13 protein-coding genes are annotated in these 15194 nt (G+C 55.2%); 8 read left to right on the top strand and 5 right to left on the bottom strand.

Translation table 11 applies throughout. The annotated features are described in order from the left end of the window. Window positions 1-155: 155 nt before the first annotated feature. Together B4A77_RS09210 and B4A77_RS09205 are read left to right on the top strand one after the other, a co-directional pair. Window positions 156-1379: an IS256 family transposase gene (locus B4A77_RS09210; protein WP_290740113.1), complete on the top strand. Its 1224-nt coding sequence runs from the start codon at window positions 156-158 to the stop codon at window positions 1377-1379. Window positions 1380-1644: 265 nt separating this feature from the next. Next, the gene (locus tag B4A77_RS09205; protein WP_290740111.1) at window positions 1645-2628 is read left to right on the top strand and encodes a metal-dependent transcriptional regulator; all 984 of its coding nucleotides are present in this window, start codon (window positions 1645-1647) and stop codon (window positions 2626-2628) included. A gap of 82 nt (window positions 2629-2710) precedes the next feature. On the opposite strand, the gene B4A77_RS09200 is transcribed toward B4A77_RS09205, so the two are convergent. Then, a complete protein-coding gene (locus B4A77_RS09200) occupies window positions 2711-2926 on the bottom strand; it encodes a CopG family antitoxin (RefSeq protein WP_290740109.1) in 216 nt (71 codons plus the stop codon). After that, the gene (locus tag B4A77_RS09195) at window positions 2923-3237 is read right to left on the bottom strand and encodes a BrnT family toxin (protein ID WP_290740106.1); all 315 of its coding nucleotides are present in this window, start codon (window positions 3235-3237) and stop codon (window positions 2923-2925) included. Before B4A77_RS09195 ends, B4A77_RS09200 begins: the two co-directional genes overlap by 4 nt. Window positions 3238-3572: 335 nt before the next feature. Between B4A77_RS09195 and B4A77_RS09190 the strand changes: the two genes are divergently transcribed. The 3 genes from B4A77_RS09190 to feoB are packed head-to-tail and all read left to right on the top strand — an operon-like array spanning window position 3573 to window position 6543. After that, window positions 3573-4001 carry a metal-dependent transcriptional regulator gene (locus B4A77_RS09190; RefSeq protein ID WP_290740103.1) on the top strand — a complete coding sequence of 143 codons (429 nt, stop codon included), beginning with the start codon at window positions 3573-3575 and terminating at the stop codon, window positions 3999-4001. Window positions 4002-4012: 11 nt separating this feature from the next. Further along, window positions 4013-4252, top strand: coding sequence for a FeoA family protein (locus tag B4A77_RS09185; RefSeq protein ID WP_290740100.1), 240 nt, complete (start codon window positions 4013-4015; stop codon window positions 4250-4252). Then, window positions 4252-6543 (top strand): Fe(2+) transporter permease subunit FeoB, encoded by a 2292-nt coding sequence (feoB, locus tag B4A77_RS09180; protein WP_290740097.1) that lies wholly within the window; start codon window positions 4252-4254, stop codon window positions 6541-6543. The genes B4A77_RS09185 and feoB overlap by 1 nt, the downstream gene beginning before the upstream one ends. Window positions 6544-6707: 164 nt before the next feature. Here feoB and B4A77_RS09175 read toward each other — a convergent pair whose 3' ends face one another. After that, complete coding sequence (locus B4A77_RS09175) at window positions 6708-9845, bottom strand: GH116 family glycosyl hydrolase (protein ID WP_290740095.1); 3138 nt, start codon at window positions 9843-9845, stop codon at window positions 6708-6710. A 104-nt stretch (window positions 9846-9949) separates the two neighbouring features. Continuing rightward, window positions 9950-10843, bottom strand: a complete 894-nt coding sequence (locus B4A77_RS09170; protein WP_290730520.1) for an FISUMP domain-containing protein — start codon at window positions 10841-10843, stop codon at window positions 9950-9952. A 163-nt stretch (window positions 10844-11006) separates the two neighbouring features. Here B4A77_RS09170 and B4A77_RS09165 point away from each other — a divergent pair, with 163 nt between their 5' ends. The 3 genes from B4A77_RS09165 (at window position 11007) to B4A77_RS09155 (ending at window position 13360) form a co-directional block, all read left to right on the top strand. Then, complete coding sequence (locus B4A77_RS09165) at window positions 11007-11207, top strand: hypothetical protein (protein ID WP_173366857.1); 201 nt, start codon at window positions 11007-11009, stop codon at window positions 11205-11207. Window positions 11208-11295: 88 nt separating this feature from the next. Next, window positions 11296-12600 carry an MgtC/SapB family protein gene (locus tag B4A77_RS09160; protein WP_290730516.1) on the top strand — a complete coding sequence of 435 codons (1305 nt, stop codon included), beginning with the start codon at window positions 11296-11298 and terminating at the stop codon, window positions 12598-12600. A gap of 10 nt (window positions 12601-12610) precedes the next feature. Continuing rightward, complete coding sequence (locus tag B4A77_RS09155) at window positions 12611-13360, top strand: hydroxymethylpyrimidine/phosphomethylpyrimidine kinase (protein ID WP_290730514.1); 750 nt, start codon at window positions 12611-12613, stop codon at window positions 13358-13360. 40 nt (window positions 13361-13400) lie between these two features. On the opposite strand, the gene typA is transcribed toward B4A77_RS09155, so the two are convergent. After that, on the bottom strand, window positions 13401-15194 hold a 1794-nt coding region (typA, locus tag B4A77_RS09150), incomplete at its 5' end, for a translational GTPase TypA (RefSeq protein ID WP_290740093.1).

Here is a 15194-nt window from a genome sequence, read left to right as displayed (position 1 = left end):
AAAGCCAAGGACTCCCCAAAATCTAATTGTATTTTTTATGCAAAGGTAACGTATATTTTCTTTCGCAAATTCCACTAAGGGGGTAAAAAAATAGGATGTTCCAATTTTTAGATTTGAAATAACCACAAATCAAACACAAAAAAAAGGACCATCCTATGGAAAGAAATATAATCAAAATCGACGAAGCCGGACTCAGGGACGACCTGAAAACGCTCATCCGGGGCACTGTCGAGGACACGCTCAACGCGATGCTGGACGAGGAGGCGGCAAGCCTCTGCAATGCCGAGAAGCACGAACGCTCCGAAGGCCGCAGGAACTACCGCAGCGGCCACTACCACAGGAAACTCCTCACGGGCGCGGGAGAGCTCGACATCGCCGTACCAAAACTGCGCCTGGCCCCGTTCGAGACGGCCATCATAGAGCGCTACCGGCGCAGGGAATCGTCCGTGGAGGAATCGCTCATCGAGATGTACCTTGCGGGCGTATCCGTTCGCCGCGTAGAGGACGTCACCGAACTCCTGTGGGGCTCCCGCGTAAGCGCCTCAACGGTCAGCAACCTGAACCAGAAGGTGTACGGCAAGATCGAGGAGTGGCGCAACAGACCACTCTCCGGCGAATACCCCTACGTGTTCGTGGACGGCATCTACCTGAAGCGCAGCTGGGGAGGCGAAATGACCAGCGTGTCGGTGCTTGTGGCCATAGGCGTGAACGGCGACGGCTACCGCGAAATCCTCGGCGCGGCGGAAGGTGCGAGCGAGAGCAAGGAATGCTGGAAATCGTTCCTGCTAGGCCTGAAGGAACGCGGCTTGAAGGGGGTGCGGCTGTTCACCTCGGACAAGCACCTGGGCTTCCTGGAGTCCGCATCGGAGGTCTTCCCGGATGTTAAATGGCAGCGCTGTACGGTTCACTTCTTCAGGAACGTGTTCACGAAGGTGCCACGCAACAAGTTCGCCGCAGTGGCCGCCCTGCTCAAGGCCACCTACGCCCAGGAGGACCGCGAAGCCACGCTAGCCAAGGTCAAGGACGTTGAACGCAAGTTGCGCGAGATGAAGCTGAACTCGGCCGCGGACATGTACGCGAAGGGAGTTGGCGAAACGCTGACATACCTCGAGTTCCCCAGCCAGCACTGGCGCAATATCCGGACGAACAACATCCTCGAACGGCTGAATCGCGAGATACGCAGAAGGACTCGTGTTGTCGGCTGCTTCCCGGACGGGGAATCGGCCCTTATGCTTGTCTGCGCAAGGCTAAGGCATGTCGCTTCGAAGGAATGGGGTACCAAGAGGTACCTGAACATGAAACACCTATACGAGCAGGAAAAGGAAAACGAACTGAAACGGGAACTGGAAAAGAGCAGAAAGAAAGGAAATGTAGCCTAAATCTGATGTTGGAACAAACTATTTTTGCGAAAAACCCTTGACACTACCTATGCAAACAAGCCCTTTGTTGTGAGGATTGGCTCTTTTGTGGAAGATTATATTTATGCCAAAGTTATTTACTCAAGAGTATATATAAGCCGTTCATCGCATAAATAGGAAAATTCCACCCATTTCCCGTAATTTAGCCTTTACTAATTAGCCATGGCTTTCTAAATTTAGTGGTGACTAATATATAAGGCGTGTTTTGTCTAATCGGAGCCGTACTATGGAACAAGTAAAGTTAAGCCAGAGCCTTGAAGACTACTTGGAAATGGTGCACATGCTGCGCCTTGCGAACGGGATTGCCCGTGTCCGCGACATTGCGGCGGCGCTCAAGGTCAAGATGCCGTCGGTTGCCAAGGCGGTAATCGAACTCAAGAAGCTGGGCCTTGTGACGCAGGAGCCTTACAGTGGCATCGAACTCACCTCGGAAGGCGCGTTCAATGCTTACTACGGCTACGACGATCCGGCCGACAATGCTGCGGGCATGAAGGAACACGATATTCGCGGTCTTGAAATTGACTTGGCGGGCCTTGTGCTTGGATTCGGTTTCGGTCGTGGCGATAACGACTTTGCTGATGACGATGGCGCGAAGGTCTACGACATTCACGCAGCTTACGAATTCGACTATGCCGGTCAGCACCTGCGTCCATTCGTTGACTACAAGAGCTTCCAGACGGTTCAGCACAACGAATTCCATGCCGGTGTTGAGGCTGGTCTGAATATCGGTGGCTTTGGTTTCAGGGCTGTGTACGGCTTCCATGCTGATTATCTGGGTGACGACGGCGACGTGGTTGATGGTCAGGACTGGACTTCTACCGCCCATGCCTTCTTGGTCGAGCCGACTTTTGAAGTGGGCATGTTCGATATCAAGACGACCGCCTTCTATGCCATCGTCGATAGGGGCGATGCCGCCGAAGATGCGAGCGACCTTGATAACGGCGAAATTCCGGAATACTTCTTCGTGTATGCCGAGCCTGCCTTCAAGCTTGCAGAATTCATCAAGCTCGGCATTCCTGTAGAATACCACACCAATACCATGGATGATGACGATGATTCCGCCGCTACATTCGATGTCGGTGCCCGCGCCTACATTACGCCGGTGGAAAACCTCGAAATCATGGCCTTCGGCATGGTGGACATTCCCGTGCAGGATAACGAGGACGATACTGCGCTGCGCTTCGGTCTCGAAACCGTATTCAGTTTCTAATTACTTCATATAATGCGCAAAAAAGGACTGTGGCGTCATTGCCGCGGTCCTTTTTCTTCATTTTTTTTTGCAACGCGAGCGTTCATTGCCAACGTATGTTTAGCTTGCGCCGGGTAACAGCGCAGTCTGTCAAATAAGAATCTATCAAGACTTGGTATGGAATCCCGACTTCTTTTGCCATTTCCTTGAAATAGTCGATGGTATTTGAATTCAGTCTGATTGTAACCTGCTTCTTAAGAACCTTGGCATAGGGATTCTTGACGGGCTTCATTTTCGAGAAATCATATTCTTTCTTCATAAGACATCTCCTTTTCTCTCGTTCCAATAGTACTGAAATTCTTTCTTTGTTGCCTTGCGGGCACTAATAATACGATTCACCACATGTTCTGAATCACTTGCGTTTCGTTCCGTAAAAACAACGACAAGCGTTCGTAAAACCGATGATAAACCTATCAAAATGGAACGATCCTCGTTTCTAGAATGTTCAACATCAAAGAAAACCCTTGCATGCTCATCTTCAAAACATGTTTTGGCTTCATCAAAGGAAATGCCATGTTTTTTCTGATTTAGAGCGTTCTTTCGTTCATCCCACTGGAATTCTATTTGCATATAGAACCCCCTAGGATAATTATAATATAATTATATTTCGGGAATAAAGCAACAAATTTTTCAAATTCCACATGAATCTCCTTCCGCCTACAAGCAAAAAAGGCGGGGTAAAGTGTTTATGATGTCAAATATACATTTCATGATTGTCATATTATGACAATTTGTGAAAAAACAGAAATTTTTGAAAAAAAAGGCCCCCGCAGGCGGTTGAAATCTGTGTTTTACGCTTTTTTACCCCCATTTCCCAGAGTTTAGCCTTTACTAATTAGCCGAGGCTTTCTAAATTTAGCGTTGACTAATATATAAGGTGTGTTTTGTCTAATCGGAGCCGTCCTATGGAACAAGTAAAGTTAAGCCAGAGCCTTGAAGACTACTTGGAAATGGTGCACATGCTGCGCCTTGCGAACGGGATTGCCCGTGTCCGCGACATTGCGGCGGCGCTCAAGGTGAAGATGCCGTCGGTGGCCAAGGCGGTAATCGAACTCAAGAAACTGGGCCTTGTGACGCAGGAGCCTTACAGTGGCATCGAACTCACGTCGGAAGGTGCGCTTGTGGCGTCTCAGATTCTGAACCGTCACATTCTGCTGAAGGGGTTCCTGATCAAGCTCGGCGTGTCCGAGGTGATTGCCGACAAGGACGCCTGCTGCATGGAGCACATTCTTTCGGCGGAGACGCTTGAAAAAATCGAAGAATTTGTGAATTCCCCCAATACGGGTGCGACGGCGAAAAAGTCGAAGACTGCCGCTAAATCTACGAAAAAGTAAATCGTTGGTGTATGAATAACGAACCGAAGTTTTCGGACCTTAAAAAAGGCGACAAGGCCGAAATTATTGGATACAACACGGGTGATTCTCAGTACAAGTCCAAGCTTTTATCGATGGGGCTTGTGCGCGGCGTGGTGCTGCAGGTTTTGCAGGTGGCCCCGCTCGGCGACCCGGTCGAGGTGAGCGTGCTTTCGTACAGGCTTTCGCTCCGTAAACAAGAAGCCAACGTGCTCAAGTTGAGGAGAGTCTAATGCCTATCGAGAAAGAAGTTTTCACGATTGCGATTGCGGGTAACCCGAACTGCGGAAAGACCGCTCTGTTCAACTCGCTGACCGGCTCGAACCAGATTGTGGGCAACTGGCCGGGCGTGACTGTTGAAAAGAAGGAGGGCCAGTTCAAACTCGATAACCACACGATTCGCGTGGTGGACTTGCCGGGTATTTACGCGCTGTTTGCAAACTCCGAAGACGAGCGTGCCGCTCTCGATTACCTGCTCAAGGGCGAAGCGGACCTGGTGGTGAATATCTTGGATGCTACGAACCTGGAACGCAACCTGTTCCTCACGAGCCAGCTGATGGAAAAGGGCGTGCCGATGGTCCTGGCGGTGAACATGATGGACATCGCGGCGAGCCGCGGCATCCATGTGGACCTGCACAAGCTCGAAGAAATCCTCGGCGTGACGGCGATTGGCCTCACGGCGGTTTCGCCCAAGAGCTGCGAAGGATTCGTGAACGACTTGCACAAGCTACTGCACAATAGCCGCGAACTCCCGCTCCCGAAGGCGGTCAAGCATTCCGAAGTCCTGGAAAAGCTGATTGAAGAAATTTCTGTGCCGCTCAAGCCCGTAGCCGACAAGCTCGGCGCAAGCCCGCGCTGGACGGCGGTGCAATACCTGGAGCATAGCGGACGCGTGCTGGAACTTGCCGACGAACTCGGTGTCGAAATTCCGCACGACAAGATTGAGGAGGATTTGGGCGAAGAGGTGGAATTTGCGCTGGCCGATTCACGCTACTCCTACGCACGCGACATCGCGAAGGCGGTCATCCGCGACAATACTACCAAGCGCACGCGAACTGACAAGCTCGACAAACTCTTCTTGAACCGCATCTTGGGAATTCCGCTTTTCCTTATTGCCATGTATCTGGTGTTCTGGTTTGCGGTGAAAGTCGGTAGCGCGTTTATTGATTTCTTCGACATTTTGTTCGGTGGAATTTTCGTGGACGGCATGACGGAACTCCTGACGAAGGTTGGCGCGCCGGGCGTTGTCGTGGCGCTCTTGGCGAACGGCATCGGTACGGGCATCCAAACGGTGTCGACGTTCATTCCGGTCATCTTCTTCATGTTCCTTTGCCTTTCGTTCCTCGAGGATTCCGGCTATATGTCGCGTGCGGCGTTCGTGGCGGATCGCTTTATGCGATTCCTCGGGCTCCCGGGCAAGGCGTTCGTGCCGATGATTGTGGGCTTTGGCTGCTCGGTGCCGGCGCTCATGGGCACGCGTACGCTCGAAAACAAGCGCGAAAGGTTCCTTACTTTGTTCCTGGTGCCGTTCATGAGCTGCGGCGCGCGCCTTCCGGTGTATGCGCTGTTCGGTGCGGCGTTCTTCGGCGAAAGCGCAGGGACGCTCGTGTTCGGAATTTACCTGACGGGCATCGTGATTGCTCTGATTTACGGCCTGCTCTTGCGCCATACGGTTTTCATGGGCAAGGAATCAACGTTTATCATGGAACTGCCGCCTTACCATTTGCCCAAGGTGCGCAACCTTTTCCGCCACGCATGGCTCCGCCTCAAGGAATTCGTTTTCCGCGCGGGTAAGGTCGTGCTCATTATGGTGACGGTGCTTGGCTTTATGGGCTCTGTCGGTACTGACGGAAGTTTCGGTAACGACAATAACGAAAAGTCGGTGCTGAGTGCCGTGGGGACGGTGATTACGCCGGTGTTCGAGCCCTTCGGTGTCGAACGCGACAACTGGCCCGCATCTGTTGCGCTCTTTACGGGGCTTTTTGCGAAGGAAGCGATTGTCGGAACGCTCAACTCGCTGTATGCCATCGAGGGCTCGGGCGACTCGGCTCCGGAAGAAACCGCCGCGGACGAAGGCTTTAGCCTGAAATCTACGGTGAAAGATGCTCTCGTGAGTGTCCCGGCGAACCTGGTAGAAGTCTTCACCTCGATTGCAAACCCGCTGGGCGTCAAGGATGCGATTGATGAATCCGAAAGTGCCGGAAATGAAGGCGCGTACAAGACGATGCAGGCGCATTTCAATCTCGGGCGTTTCCAGGTGCTGGCCTACCTGCTGTTCATCTTGCTCTATGTGCCGTGCCTTGCTGCCATGGGGACTGCCTTCCGCGAGCTTGGCCGCTTTTACGGAACGCTCATGATGGTGCTCCAGACGGTTATCGGCTGGAGTCTCTCGGTGCTGTTCTTCCAGGTAACCTGCGGACATTCTACCGCATGGATTTTCACCTCGGTGGCACTGCTCGCCGGTGTGGTCGTGAGCCTCGTGCTGATTGGTCGTGACCAGCGCAAAAAGAAAGTGTTCGAGTAGAAATGAATAAAAAGAGGTGTCCCGCTCGGGACACCTCTTTTTTATATCCGAAAAAAACGGAGCTTGCTGCTGTAATCATGCAGAAGAGACAAACCACTAAACAAACAATCGAGGCCGAAGGCCAAGTCCTTGTTCGCGTGCGAGCTCATCTCTGAAGCTAAACACTAGTAAAGCAAGGCGAACACCATACCCGGCCTAAAGTACTTACCGGCGGTGTACTTGAGTGCCGTGCTGTGGAGCAGCATGAACAGTGCGCTTGCTTCAACCTTGTTGGCCTTCGCGATGCTGCCGAATGCCTTCACAAAGGCGGGCAGGTTGCGCGGGAGCTTCGGGCTGATGCGGGAGTCTGCAAGCAGGGCGCCCTTCTTCAGGAGTTCCTTGTGCATCTTGTCGGCGGCGGTAGCGCTGAGGCCGAAGGCCTTCACCAGAGCTTCCGGGTGCAGGCGGCAGGAACCGTTGAATCCTTCCGGTGCGGCAAACGGGATGCGGGCTTCTTCGTAGAGGTTGCGGATCATGGAATCGCCCATGTCGGCAGCCTGCTTTTCGAGGCCGTGGTGCATCATGGCGCACATGATGCTGTACTGGATACCGATCCACACGTCGTGAGCCTGGAAGTTGAATTCGTCGAGCGGTGAGCCGTCCTTGCGCACAAGGTTTGCGGCACCGATGAGCGGGCTGTTGGCCTTGTAGTTCGTGTTGAATATGCGGAGCAGGTTTGCCTTCGCCTTCTTCTCGTCGCTGATGGGCTTGAGGCCGAGCAGACGGAGGTAGGTGTCGGCGAGCATCGTGTCGGCAAATACATCGTCGCAGTCGTTTGCAATCTTTGCATTCCAGCTGGCGGTAAAGGCGTCCTTGCACTGGGCGGTGAGCCAAGCCTTCTTGAGGCCGCGAAGTTCGTTCTTCGAAAGTTCCACGTCGCTCGGGATTTCGCCCGAGTTGAGCCATTCGTTGATGGTCTTGAGGGCGGCCTTCACGTTGGTGCCGTCGATAACGAGCGTGTCCTTGATGGCGTCGGCCAGTTGCGGGAGCTTGTCTGCAACCACATCCTTCGCTTCCATCGGAGTCACGAAGAAGTGGTAGTAGCCTTCGGCTTCGTCCCACAATGCTTCATCGAATTCCTTGTTGGCGGCGTCGGCCTTGGCGTTCCAGGTGTCGGCCTGAGCCTTATCGCCGAGGATTTCGGCAATCTTGGCGGCGGCGCGGAGGCCTGCAATCCAGAGGCTACCGCAGTACACGGAAATGCCGTGGCTGGAGAGGTTGTCGAAGGTGTCGTCGGTACCGTGGGTGAGCGGGAAGTTTTCACCTTCGTTCACCATCTTTTCGAGGTACTGCATGGCGGCGTAGACGGCTTCTTTGCAGTCCTTCAGGTTTTCGATATCCTGCGTCTTCACATAATGACGGAGAACCATCAGCACGTACTTCGGAGCGAGATCCTTCCATTCCTTCACGTTGTGCCAGTCGTAGGCATCGGGTTCGGCGTCGAAGGGGCTTCCGAGGTCGTGAATTACGGCGCCACGCACGGCGCGCGGGCCTTCCAGTTTCGAATCCGGGAGGTCGGCGAACGGGTGGTTCACGTATTCGTGGTGACGGCGACGGTTGTCGTTCACGGCGAGAATCGCATCACCGAAGCGCTTCATCACCACGCCGTCGAGGCGCGGCATCAGGGCCATCAGGCTGAAGCTGCCGTAGAAGTAAACGTCCAGCGAGTTGAAGAACGGATAGTCGGCGCATTCACGAACCAGGAAACGGTCGTCCTTGTCCCACACGGTGGCTTCGGCGAGGAAACTGAGCGTGTTGAGGGCGAGGCTCTTGAATTCGTCCTGCTTGGCGGCAGTCTTGTAGAGCTTGGCCACGGCCTTCTTCGGAACGAGGGCTTCGAATGCCTTGAGGCGAGCGTCAAAGTTCTTGTCGGCGGCGAGGGCTTCTTCGAGGATGGCGCCCACGCGGCCATAAGCTTCGGGGAAGAAGGCGGTGTACTTCTTGGCGGAAGTAAGCTTGTTCAGCTTGATTTCGGGGAAGTCGAGCACCAGGTTGAACTGGAAGCTGACTTTCTGCTTCGGCTTGAGAACCGCGGTAACGGCAACGGCACCGGCCATCGTTTCGCGGCCGCTGTAAACGTTCTTGACCCAGGCTTCGCAAACGCGGCCGCTGCGGAGAGCGCCCTTCAGCACGGAGGCTGCGTCATCCTGGTAGAACATCGGCTTCACGGAAACGTTCAGGTTATCCTTCTTGTTCCAGGCGACGGACACGCCCATGCAACCGTTGAAGTCGCTTTCGGCGAGCGGCTTTTCGTTGTAGAATTCGAGACCGCGGACTTCGCGACCGTCCTTGGCCTGCTTCTCAAACTTGACGCCCTTCGGGAAGCGTGCGGCGGGCACGAGCACAAAGCTCGAATCCTGAACGCCCTGGCGGTCCTTCTTGGCCATGTAGCCGGCGATGCAGTCCTGCACCTGCACAATCGTGATTTCGCGGGTTTCCTTGGTGGTATTTTCGAGAGTGAACACGGTCGCGTTCACGGGGAGGCTGGAGAGGCGTTCGTCACCCGGGGTCACGTAGCTGGACTGGGTCTTGGTAATCGAGATGCCCTTGCCTTCGTACTTGGTTTCGCTCACCGGATAGAGGGCGGCGTACTGCATCTTGGCGGCATCGTAACCGGCCTGGCCCAGGAATACATTGTCGTTTGCCCACGCGGCGGTGAGTGCGCCCTGACGCACAACCTTTTCGCCAACGACACCGTTGAAGAAGTCAATGACGGCGCTGCGGTTGAGTTCGGCACCGGCCTTGTTCAGGAGGGCGGCGGTGCGGTCGCTCCATTCGATGTGCCAGCGTTCAAATGCGGCTGCGTTGTTCTTGAAGAAATCCTTTTCGGCGATGGCCTTGTTGAGCTTGGCCTCGGCCTTCTTTTGGTTGGCAAGTTCTGCTGCGCTGAAGAGTGCTTCGCCCTTCGCGTCTACGAGCGGGTACTTGGCGAGCATCTGCGTGAAGCCGGCGAAGTCGCCGATTTCAAGCGCGGCCTTCGCGCCAATCACGGATTCGCGGAAGAAGAAGTTGTTGAAGCGGAGGTCGGAGGGCTTCTCGGTGCGGACCTGCACACCCGGCATCACGTTCATCACGGGAGTGGTGCCAGCAGGCGTGGCGGTGAATGTCGAGCCGATACCGCCGACAGCAATACCCGTGGTAGAAGGGGTCGTAGAAAGCGGGGTGTACCAGGGCTGGATAAATTCCACGGCGAGGCCCGGGGTCATCAGCTTCTGGACGGAACCGGCCTGTTTTGCGCCGGCGAGGTAATCTTTGATGCTCATAGTAGATTCCATGAATTGGGGTTAAATTTTTACAAGTATAAAGTTACAAAATAAAAAAGGCCCCGCGCGGGCGGAACCTTTGAAAGATGCTTGTGGGGCCCGGGTTAGAAGTCCTTCATGCAGCGGACGGGGTAAAGGTCTTCCTTGTATTCCCAAGAGGAGGACATGGTTCTGTCTTCGAACGTGAGGATGAACACTTCGGCGCCATCGGCTCCGTCGACGGGAGTAGCCGTCCAGAATTTCGTAAATTCAGCGATTCCGGAATATTCATAGGTGTAGACGGTATCGCCGTAGTCGTCCTCTCCGAGATAGGTGTCTCCATAGCCTGTGCCGATACCGTAGAAACCGTAGGTGTCTTCGCCCGGGACTCCATTCTTGGAATTCCAAAGCACGTCGTCATAGGCGTCGAAGTTCGTCGATTTCAACTGGATGCCCGAGATGTCATCATTCTCGTCGAATCCGTTGTCCTGGGCGATATCGCCGTGGTCGTAGTCATAGAAGATGAAGTCTAGCATTTTTTTGAAGTCGTTCGAGGTGGGGATGCGCCAGCCCTCGGGGCAGATGCCCTGGTGCTTGTTCTTGATCTTGAGGGTGGCGTCCTCATAATTATAGCGATTGTCAAGGTTCATCGCCTCTGCCCAGCTGTAGAGCCTTCCGAAACGCTTGCAGTAATCCTCGTCGTCGTTGTAGCAGTGGCCTGCGCTTGGGTCGTTGAGGTTTTCGCCCATCCAGAGCTGGTCGCCGATGCGCACGACGGAGTGCTTCACGCTTCCGACGGTTAGGTCGGCTGTGTAGTCGCGGTAGCTGCGGCTATCCTTGTAGTCATAGCCGTTGGGGCCGACTGTGCTAGGAGTGTTGTCGTCACCGTCCCGGTCGCGGAGGCTGCCGTGGTTTCCGTTGTCGATGCTGCCGTTCGTGCCTGAGTCTTCGGTACAGGCGGCAAGTCCGAATGCCATCGTCCCAGCGATGGCAATCATGGCTAATTTTTTCAGATTCATGTGAATACTCCTTGGTAGAATCGTTGAAAACATATATTTTCTCTTGCTTGAAAAATAAGCTTTTTTTAATAAAAAAGTTATCTTCGCCCAGATTTTTTTTCATTTTATCGGCTAATCCTGCATTTTGTCGCTTTTTGTGGCAAAATTGTGCTATTTTTAAGGTATGAACAAGCTGATGTCGTTCCTTATTCCCGGCCTTTTGGTAATCGTGGCGTTCGCGCTGGTCAAGACATTCCTCGTCCCGCCCGACATTGCCGTTAGGGAGTGGTTCGTGTACCTGACCGCGGGGGTGACCGTGTTTGGCGTGGTAATCCCGTGTGTCATCTATTACCTCACGACGCCCCCCGGAATCGACCACAAGTAGGGCTGATTTGGGGCTAATACTCCAAAGGCGAACATTCTGTTGCCTGGTTTTTGATCCCTTTGGGCGATGTAGAGTGTAAATTACTGTTATGCTTGACTTTAACATCTTCTACCGTTTGGCGGCTGCGATAGGCTTGGGTCTCATTATCGGCATGCAGCGCGAACATACGTATTCGGACCAGTCGGATCGGCATCCGGCCGGCGTGCGTACGTTTACGCTCGTGGGGCTTGCGGGGGCCATGGCTGCCCTCCTCTCCGACCAGATGGGTGGCGCGGCTCCGTTCATCACGGGGTTCGTGGTGGTGGGCATGCTCCTGATGGCGATGCATGTGTCGTTTGCGATAGGCCACCGTCGTCCGGATGCGCGCCTGGGCGATACTCCGGTGGGGGGCGACGGCATCACGACGAGTGTTGCTCTGGTCATCGTCTACCTGCTCGGCGGAATCTGCTGGTACGGCCGCCTGCTTGAATCCTGTATCATCATGGTCGTGATGCTCTGGGTGCTGTCGGCGAAGGAACAGCTACATGCTTTCGCGCAGAAACTTTCGAAGGAGGATGTCCTCGCAACGGTCAAGTTCGCAGTGATTTCGGCTTTGATTTTGCCGTTCCTGCCGAACCAGGCTTACGGCCCGCCGGGACTCGAGGTGCTGAACCCGCATACGATCTGGCTGTTCGTCGTGTTTATCTCGGGCATCGGGTTCGTGGGCTACGTGCTCATCAAGGTCGTGGGGCCGGGCAAGGGAATCTGGCTTACCGGACTCCTGGGCGGGCTTGCGAGCAGTACCGCGCTTACACTCAACCTTGCGGGCCGCAGCCGCGAGAACGAGGATTACGCTTCGGACTTTACGCTCGGCATCGTGCTCAGCTGGGCGGTGATGTATGTGCGCCTCTACCTTATCTGCATCTTTTTGAGCGGTGCGTTGGCAAAGCCCTTGCTGCTGCCGTTGCTTTTGCCGGTGGTGCCCGCGCTCGGGTATGCGCTTTATCTCAAGATTCGGGAATCACGCAACCACAGGCAGAAGAGTACGGATTTTTCGAACCCGTTCAAGCTTTTGCCCGCCATCAAATTCGGCATCGTGTTCACCTGCGTGATGTTTGTCGCGAATGCGGCTCGCGTCTACCTGGGTTCGGGGGCGCTCCTTGCGTGCAGCTTCCTGGGGGGTGCCGCCGAGATGGACGCGGTGGCGTTTTCCGTTATCGACATGAACCTGAAGTCGGGACTCGGCGTGCGTGAACTCGTGCTTGCGCTTTTGTTCGCAAGCCTTGCCAATACGCTCACCAAGGGGGCCCTCGTTTTTGCGCTCGGTGCGAAATCCATGCGCAAGCCGATTTTGCCTGCAGTGGTGCTGATTTGCCTTTTGACCGCGGGTTTGATAGGGTATTACATGGTCTAGGGGGTTGGTCATGGCTGATAAACTGATACATGCGCTTACTGTGGCGGGCTTCGACGGAAGCGCCGGTGCGGGCTTTGTTGCCGACATCAAGACGATGGCGCATTTCGGCGTGTACGGCCAGGCGGTGTGCACGGCCCTAACCGAACAGAACGAGGAAGAGTTTATCGCCCCGGGCTGGGTCATCTGGGACCGCATCGAGGCACAACTTGCGACGCTCTATAAAAAGCACAAGTTCAAGTACGTGAAAATCGGGCTCGTGGAAAAGGCAAAAATCCTGAAGCGGATTGTTGAATTTGTCCGTAAAGAATCTCCAGACGCGTTTATCGTGTGGGACCCGATTGCTTCGGCGAGTGCGGGGTTCCACTTTATGCGCGATGCGGAACTGGACGAGTTCCTGCCTGTAATGAAGTCGATTGACCTTGTGACCCCGAACCAGGACGAATTTGCGTACCTGGGCCTGGGGCTTGCGGCTTCGCGCGGGTATGTCGAGTTGGGCAAGGATTTCGCAGTACTCCTGAAGGGCGGGCATGCGAAAGGGAAAGAAGCTGTCGATACGCTGTGGTACGGAGACAAACAGTACAAGTTTACGAGCCCGCGGCTCCCCGGCAAGGGAAAACATGGCACGGGCTGCGTGCTCTCTTCGGCAATCTTATCGAATGTGGCGCTAGGGCACGACCTGCCGGAAGCATGCCAGATAGCAAAAAATTACATGGACGAATTCCTCCAGAGCGGGGAAGGGCGTCTCGGGTTTTTGGTGTAGTTAAGAAAAAGGGCCCCGCAGTGCGGGGCCTCTTTCGTTATTAATCGTCGTCTTCAGCGGGGCGCTTCGACATCTGCTTGCGCTTGATCGGGTCGAGCTCGGTCTTACGGAGGCGGAGGATTTCCGGCGTCACTTCGATGCATTCGTCTTCGTTGATGAAGGTGACGCATTCTTCCAAAGTCATGCGGCGGTACGGGGTCAGCTGGATCATGTCGTCAGCGGACTTGGAACGCATGTTGGTGAGGTGCTTGCCCTTCGTGACGTTCACGATGATATCGACGTCGCGGTTGTGTTCGCCCACAATCATGCCCGGATAAACTTCCGCACCCGGTCCGATGATGAGGTAGCCGCGGTCTTCCAGGTTCGAAAGCGCGTAGCTTGCTGCTTCGCCCGGTTCCTTCGCGATAAGCACGCCGTTGATGCGGGTCGGGATTTCGCCCTTGTACGGCTGGTATTCCTTGAAGAAGGACTGCGTAACGGCGTAACCCTTCGAGAGCGAGAGGAGCTTCGGGCGGATACCGATAAGGCCACGGGAAGGCACGATGAACTCGAGCGTCACGCGGTCGTTATCGTCGGTGACCATGTTCACCATTTCGCCCTTGCGCTGCTGGATTTCCTGGATGCAGGCGCCGCTGAATTCGCTCGGGACTTCGACCTTGAAGTCTTCGACCGGTTCGAGGAGCTTGCCGTTCTCGTCGTTGTGGAAAATCACCTGCGGAGATCCGATGGTGAATTCGTAAAGTTCGCGGCGCATGTTCTCGACGAGAATCGTGAGGTGCAAAATACCGCGGCCCGAGACCTTGAACGTGGAGGCGCCGTCGACCTTCTCGACGAGGAGGGCGGGGTCTGCCATGTGGGCGCGTTCCAGACGTTCCTGGAGCTGGTTACCCGTCATGAACTTGCCACCGTACTTGCCGGCGAGGGGCGAGGTGTTCACGGTGAAAACCATGGAGATGGTCGGCGGGTCGATATGGATGCGCGGCAGGTGCTTCGGGTTGTTCGCGGCGCTGATGGTATCGCCGATATCGAACGTGTCGAGGCCTGCGATAAGCACGATTTCGCCCGGACCGGCTTCGTCGACCGGCTTCGGGGTGAGGCCTTCGTAGCGCAGGATCTTCTGCGGGCGGACAGTCTTCACGGTGCCGTCGGTAAAGGCCTGTGCGTAGGTCTGGTTCGGCTTGAGCACGCCCTGCTGCACGCGGCCCACGGCCAGGCGGCCAAGGAAGGTCGAGTATTCGAGCGATGCAATCTGCAGGAGCGGTTCCGCTGCCGGGTCGCCCTTCGGGGCCGGAATGCGCTCGATAATCTTGTCCATGAGGATGCTGAAGTCGCCGTCCGGGTCTTCCATCTCGGCCTTGCAGATGCCCTTGCGACCGGAGCCGAACACCTTGTCGAAGTCGAGCTGTTCTTCGTTGGCGTCGAGCTCGCAGAAGAGGTCGAACACCTTGTCGAGGGCGCCGTGCGGGTTGCAGCCGTCGCGGTCGATCTTGTTCACCACCACGATGGGGATGAGTCCGAGCTCGAGAGCCTTCTGCGTCACGAAGCGGGTCTGGGCCATCGGGCCTTCGAATGCGTCTACGACCAGCAGAACGCCGTCCACCGTACCGAGAACGCGTTCCACCTGGCCACCGAAGTCGGCGTGCCCCGGGGTATCGACGATGTTCACGCGGTAGCCCTTGTACATGACGCTCGTGTTCTTGCTGAGGATGGTGATGCCGCGTTCGCGTTCCAGGTTGTCGCTGTCCATCACGCGTTCGTTGACTTCTTCGCCTTCGTGGAAGGTTCCACACTGCTTGAGGAGCTGGTCCACCAGGGTGGTCTTGCCGTGGTCAAC

The organism is Fibrobacter sp. UBA3718 (genome assembly GCF_002371935.1).
GTDB lineage: Bacteria > Fibrobacterota > Fibrobacteria > Fibrobacterales > Fibrobacteraceae > Fibrobacter.
Note: the sequence above shows the minus strand (reverse complement) of the source record. Positions and strands in the feature narration are given on the sequence as shown.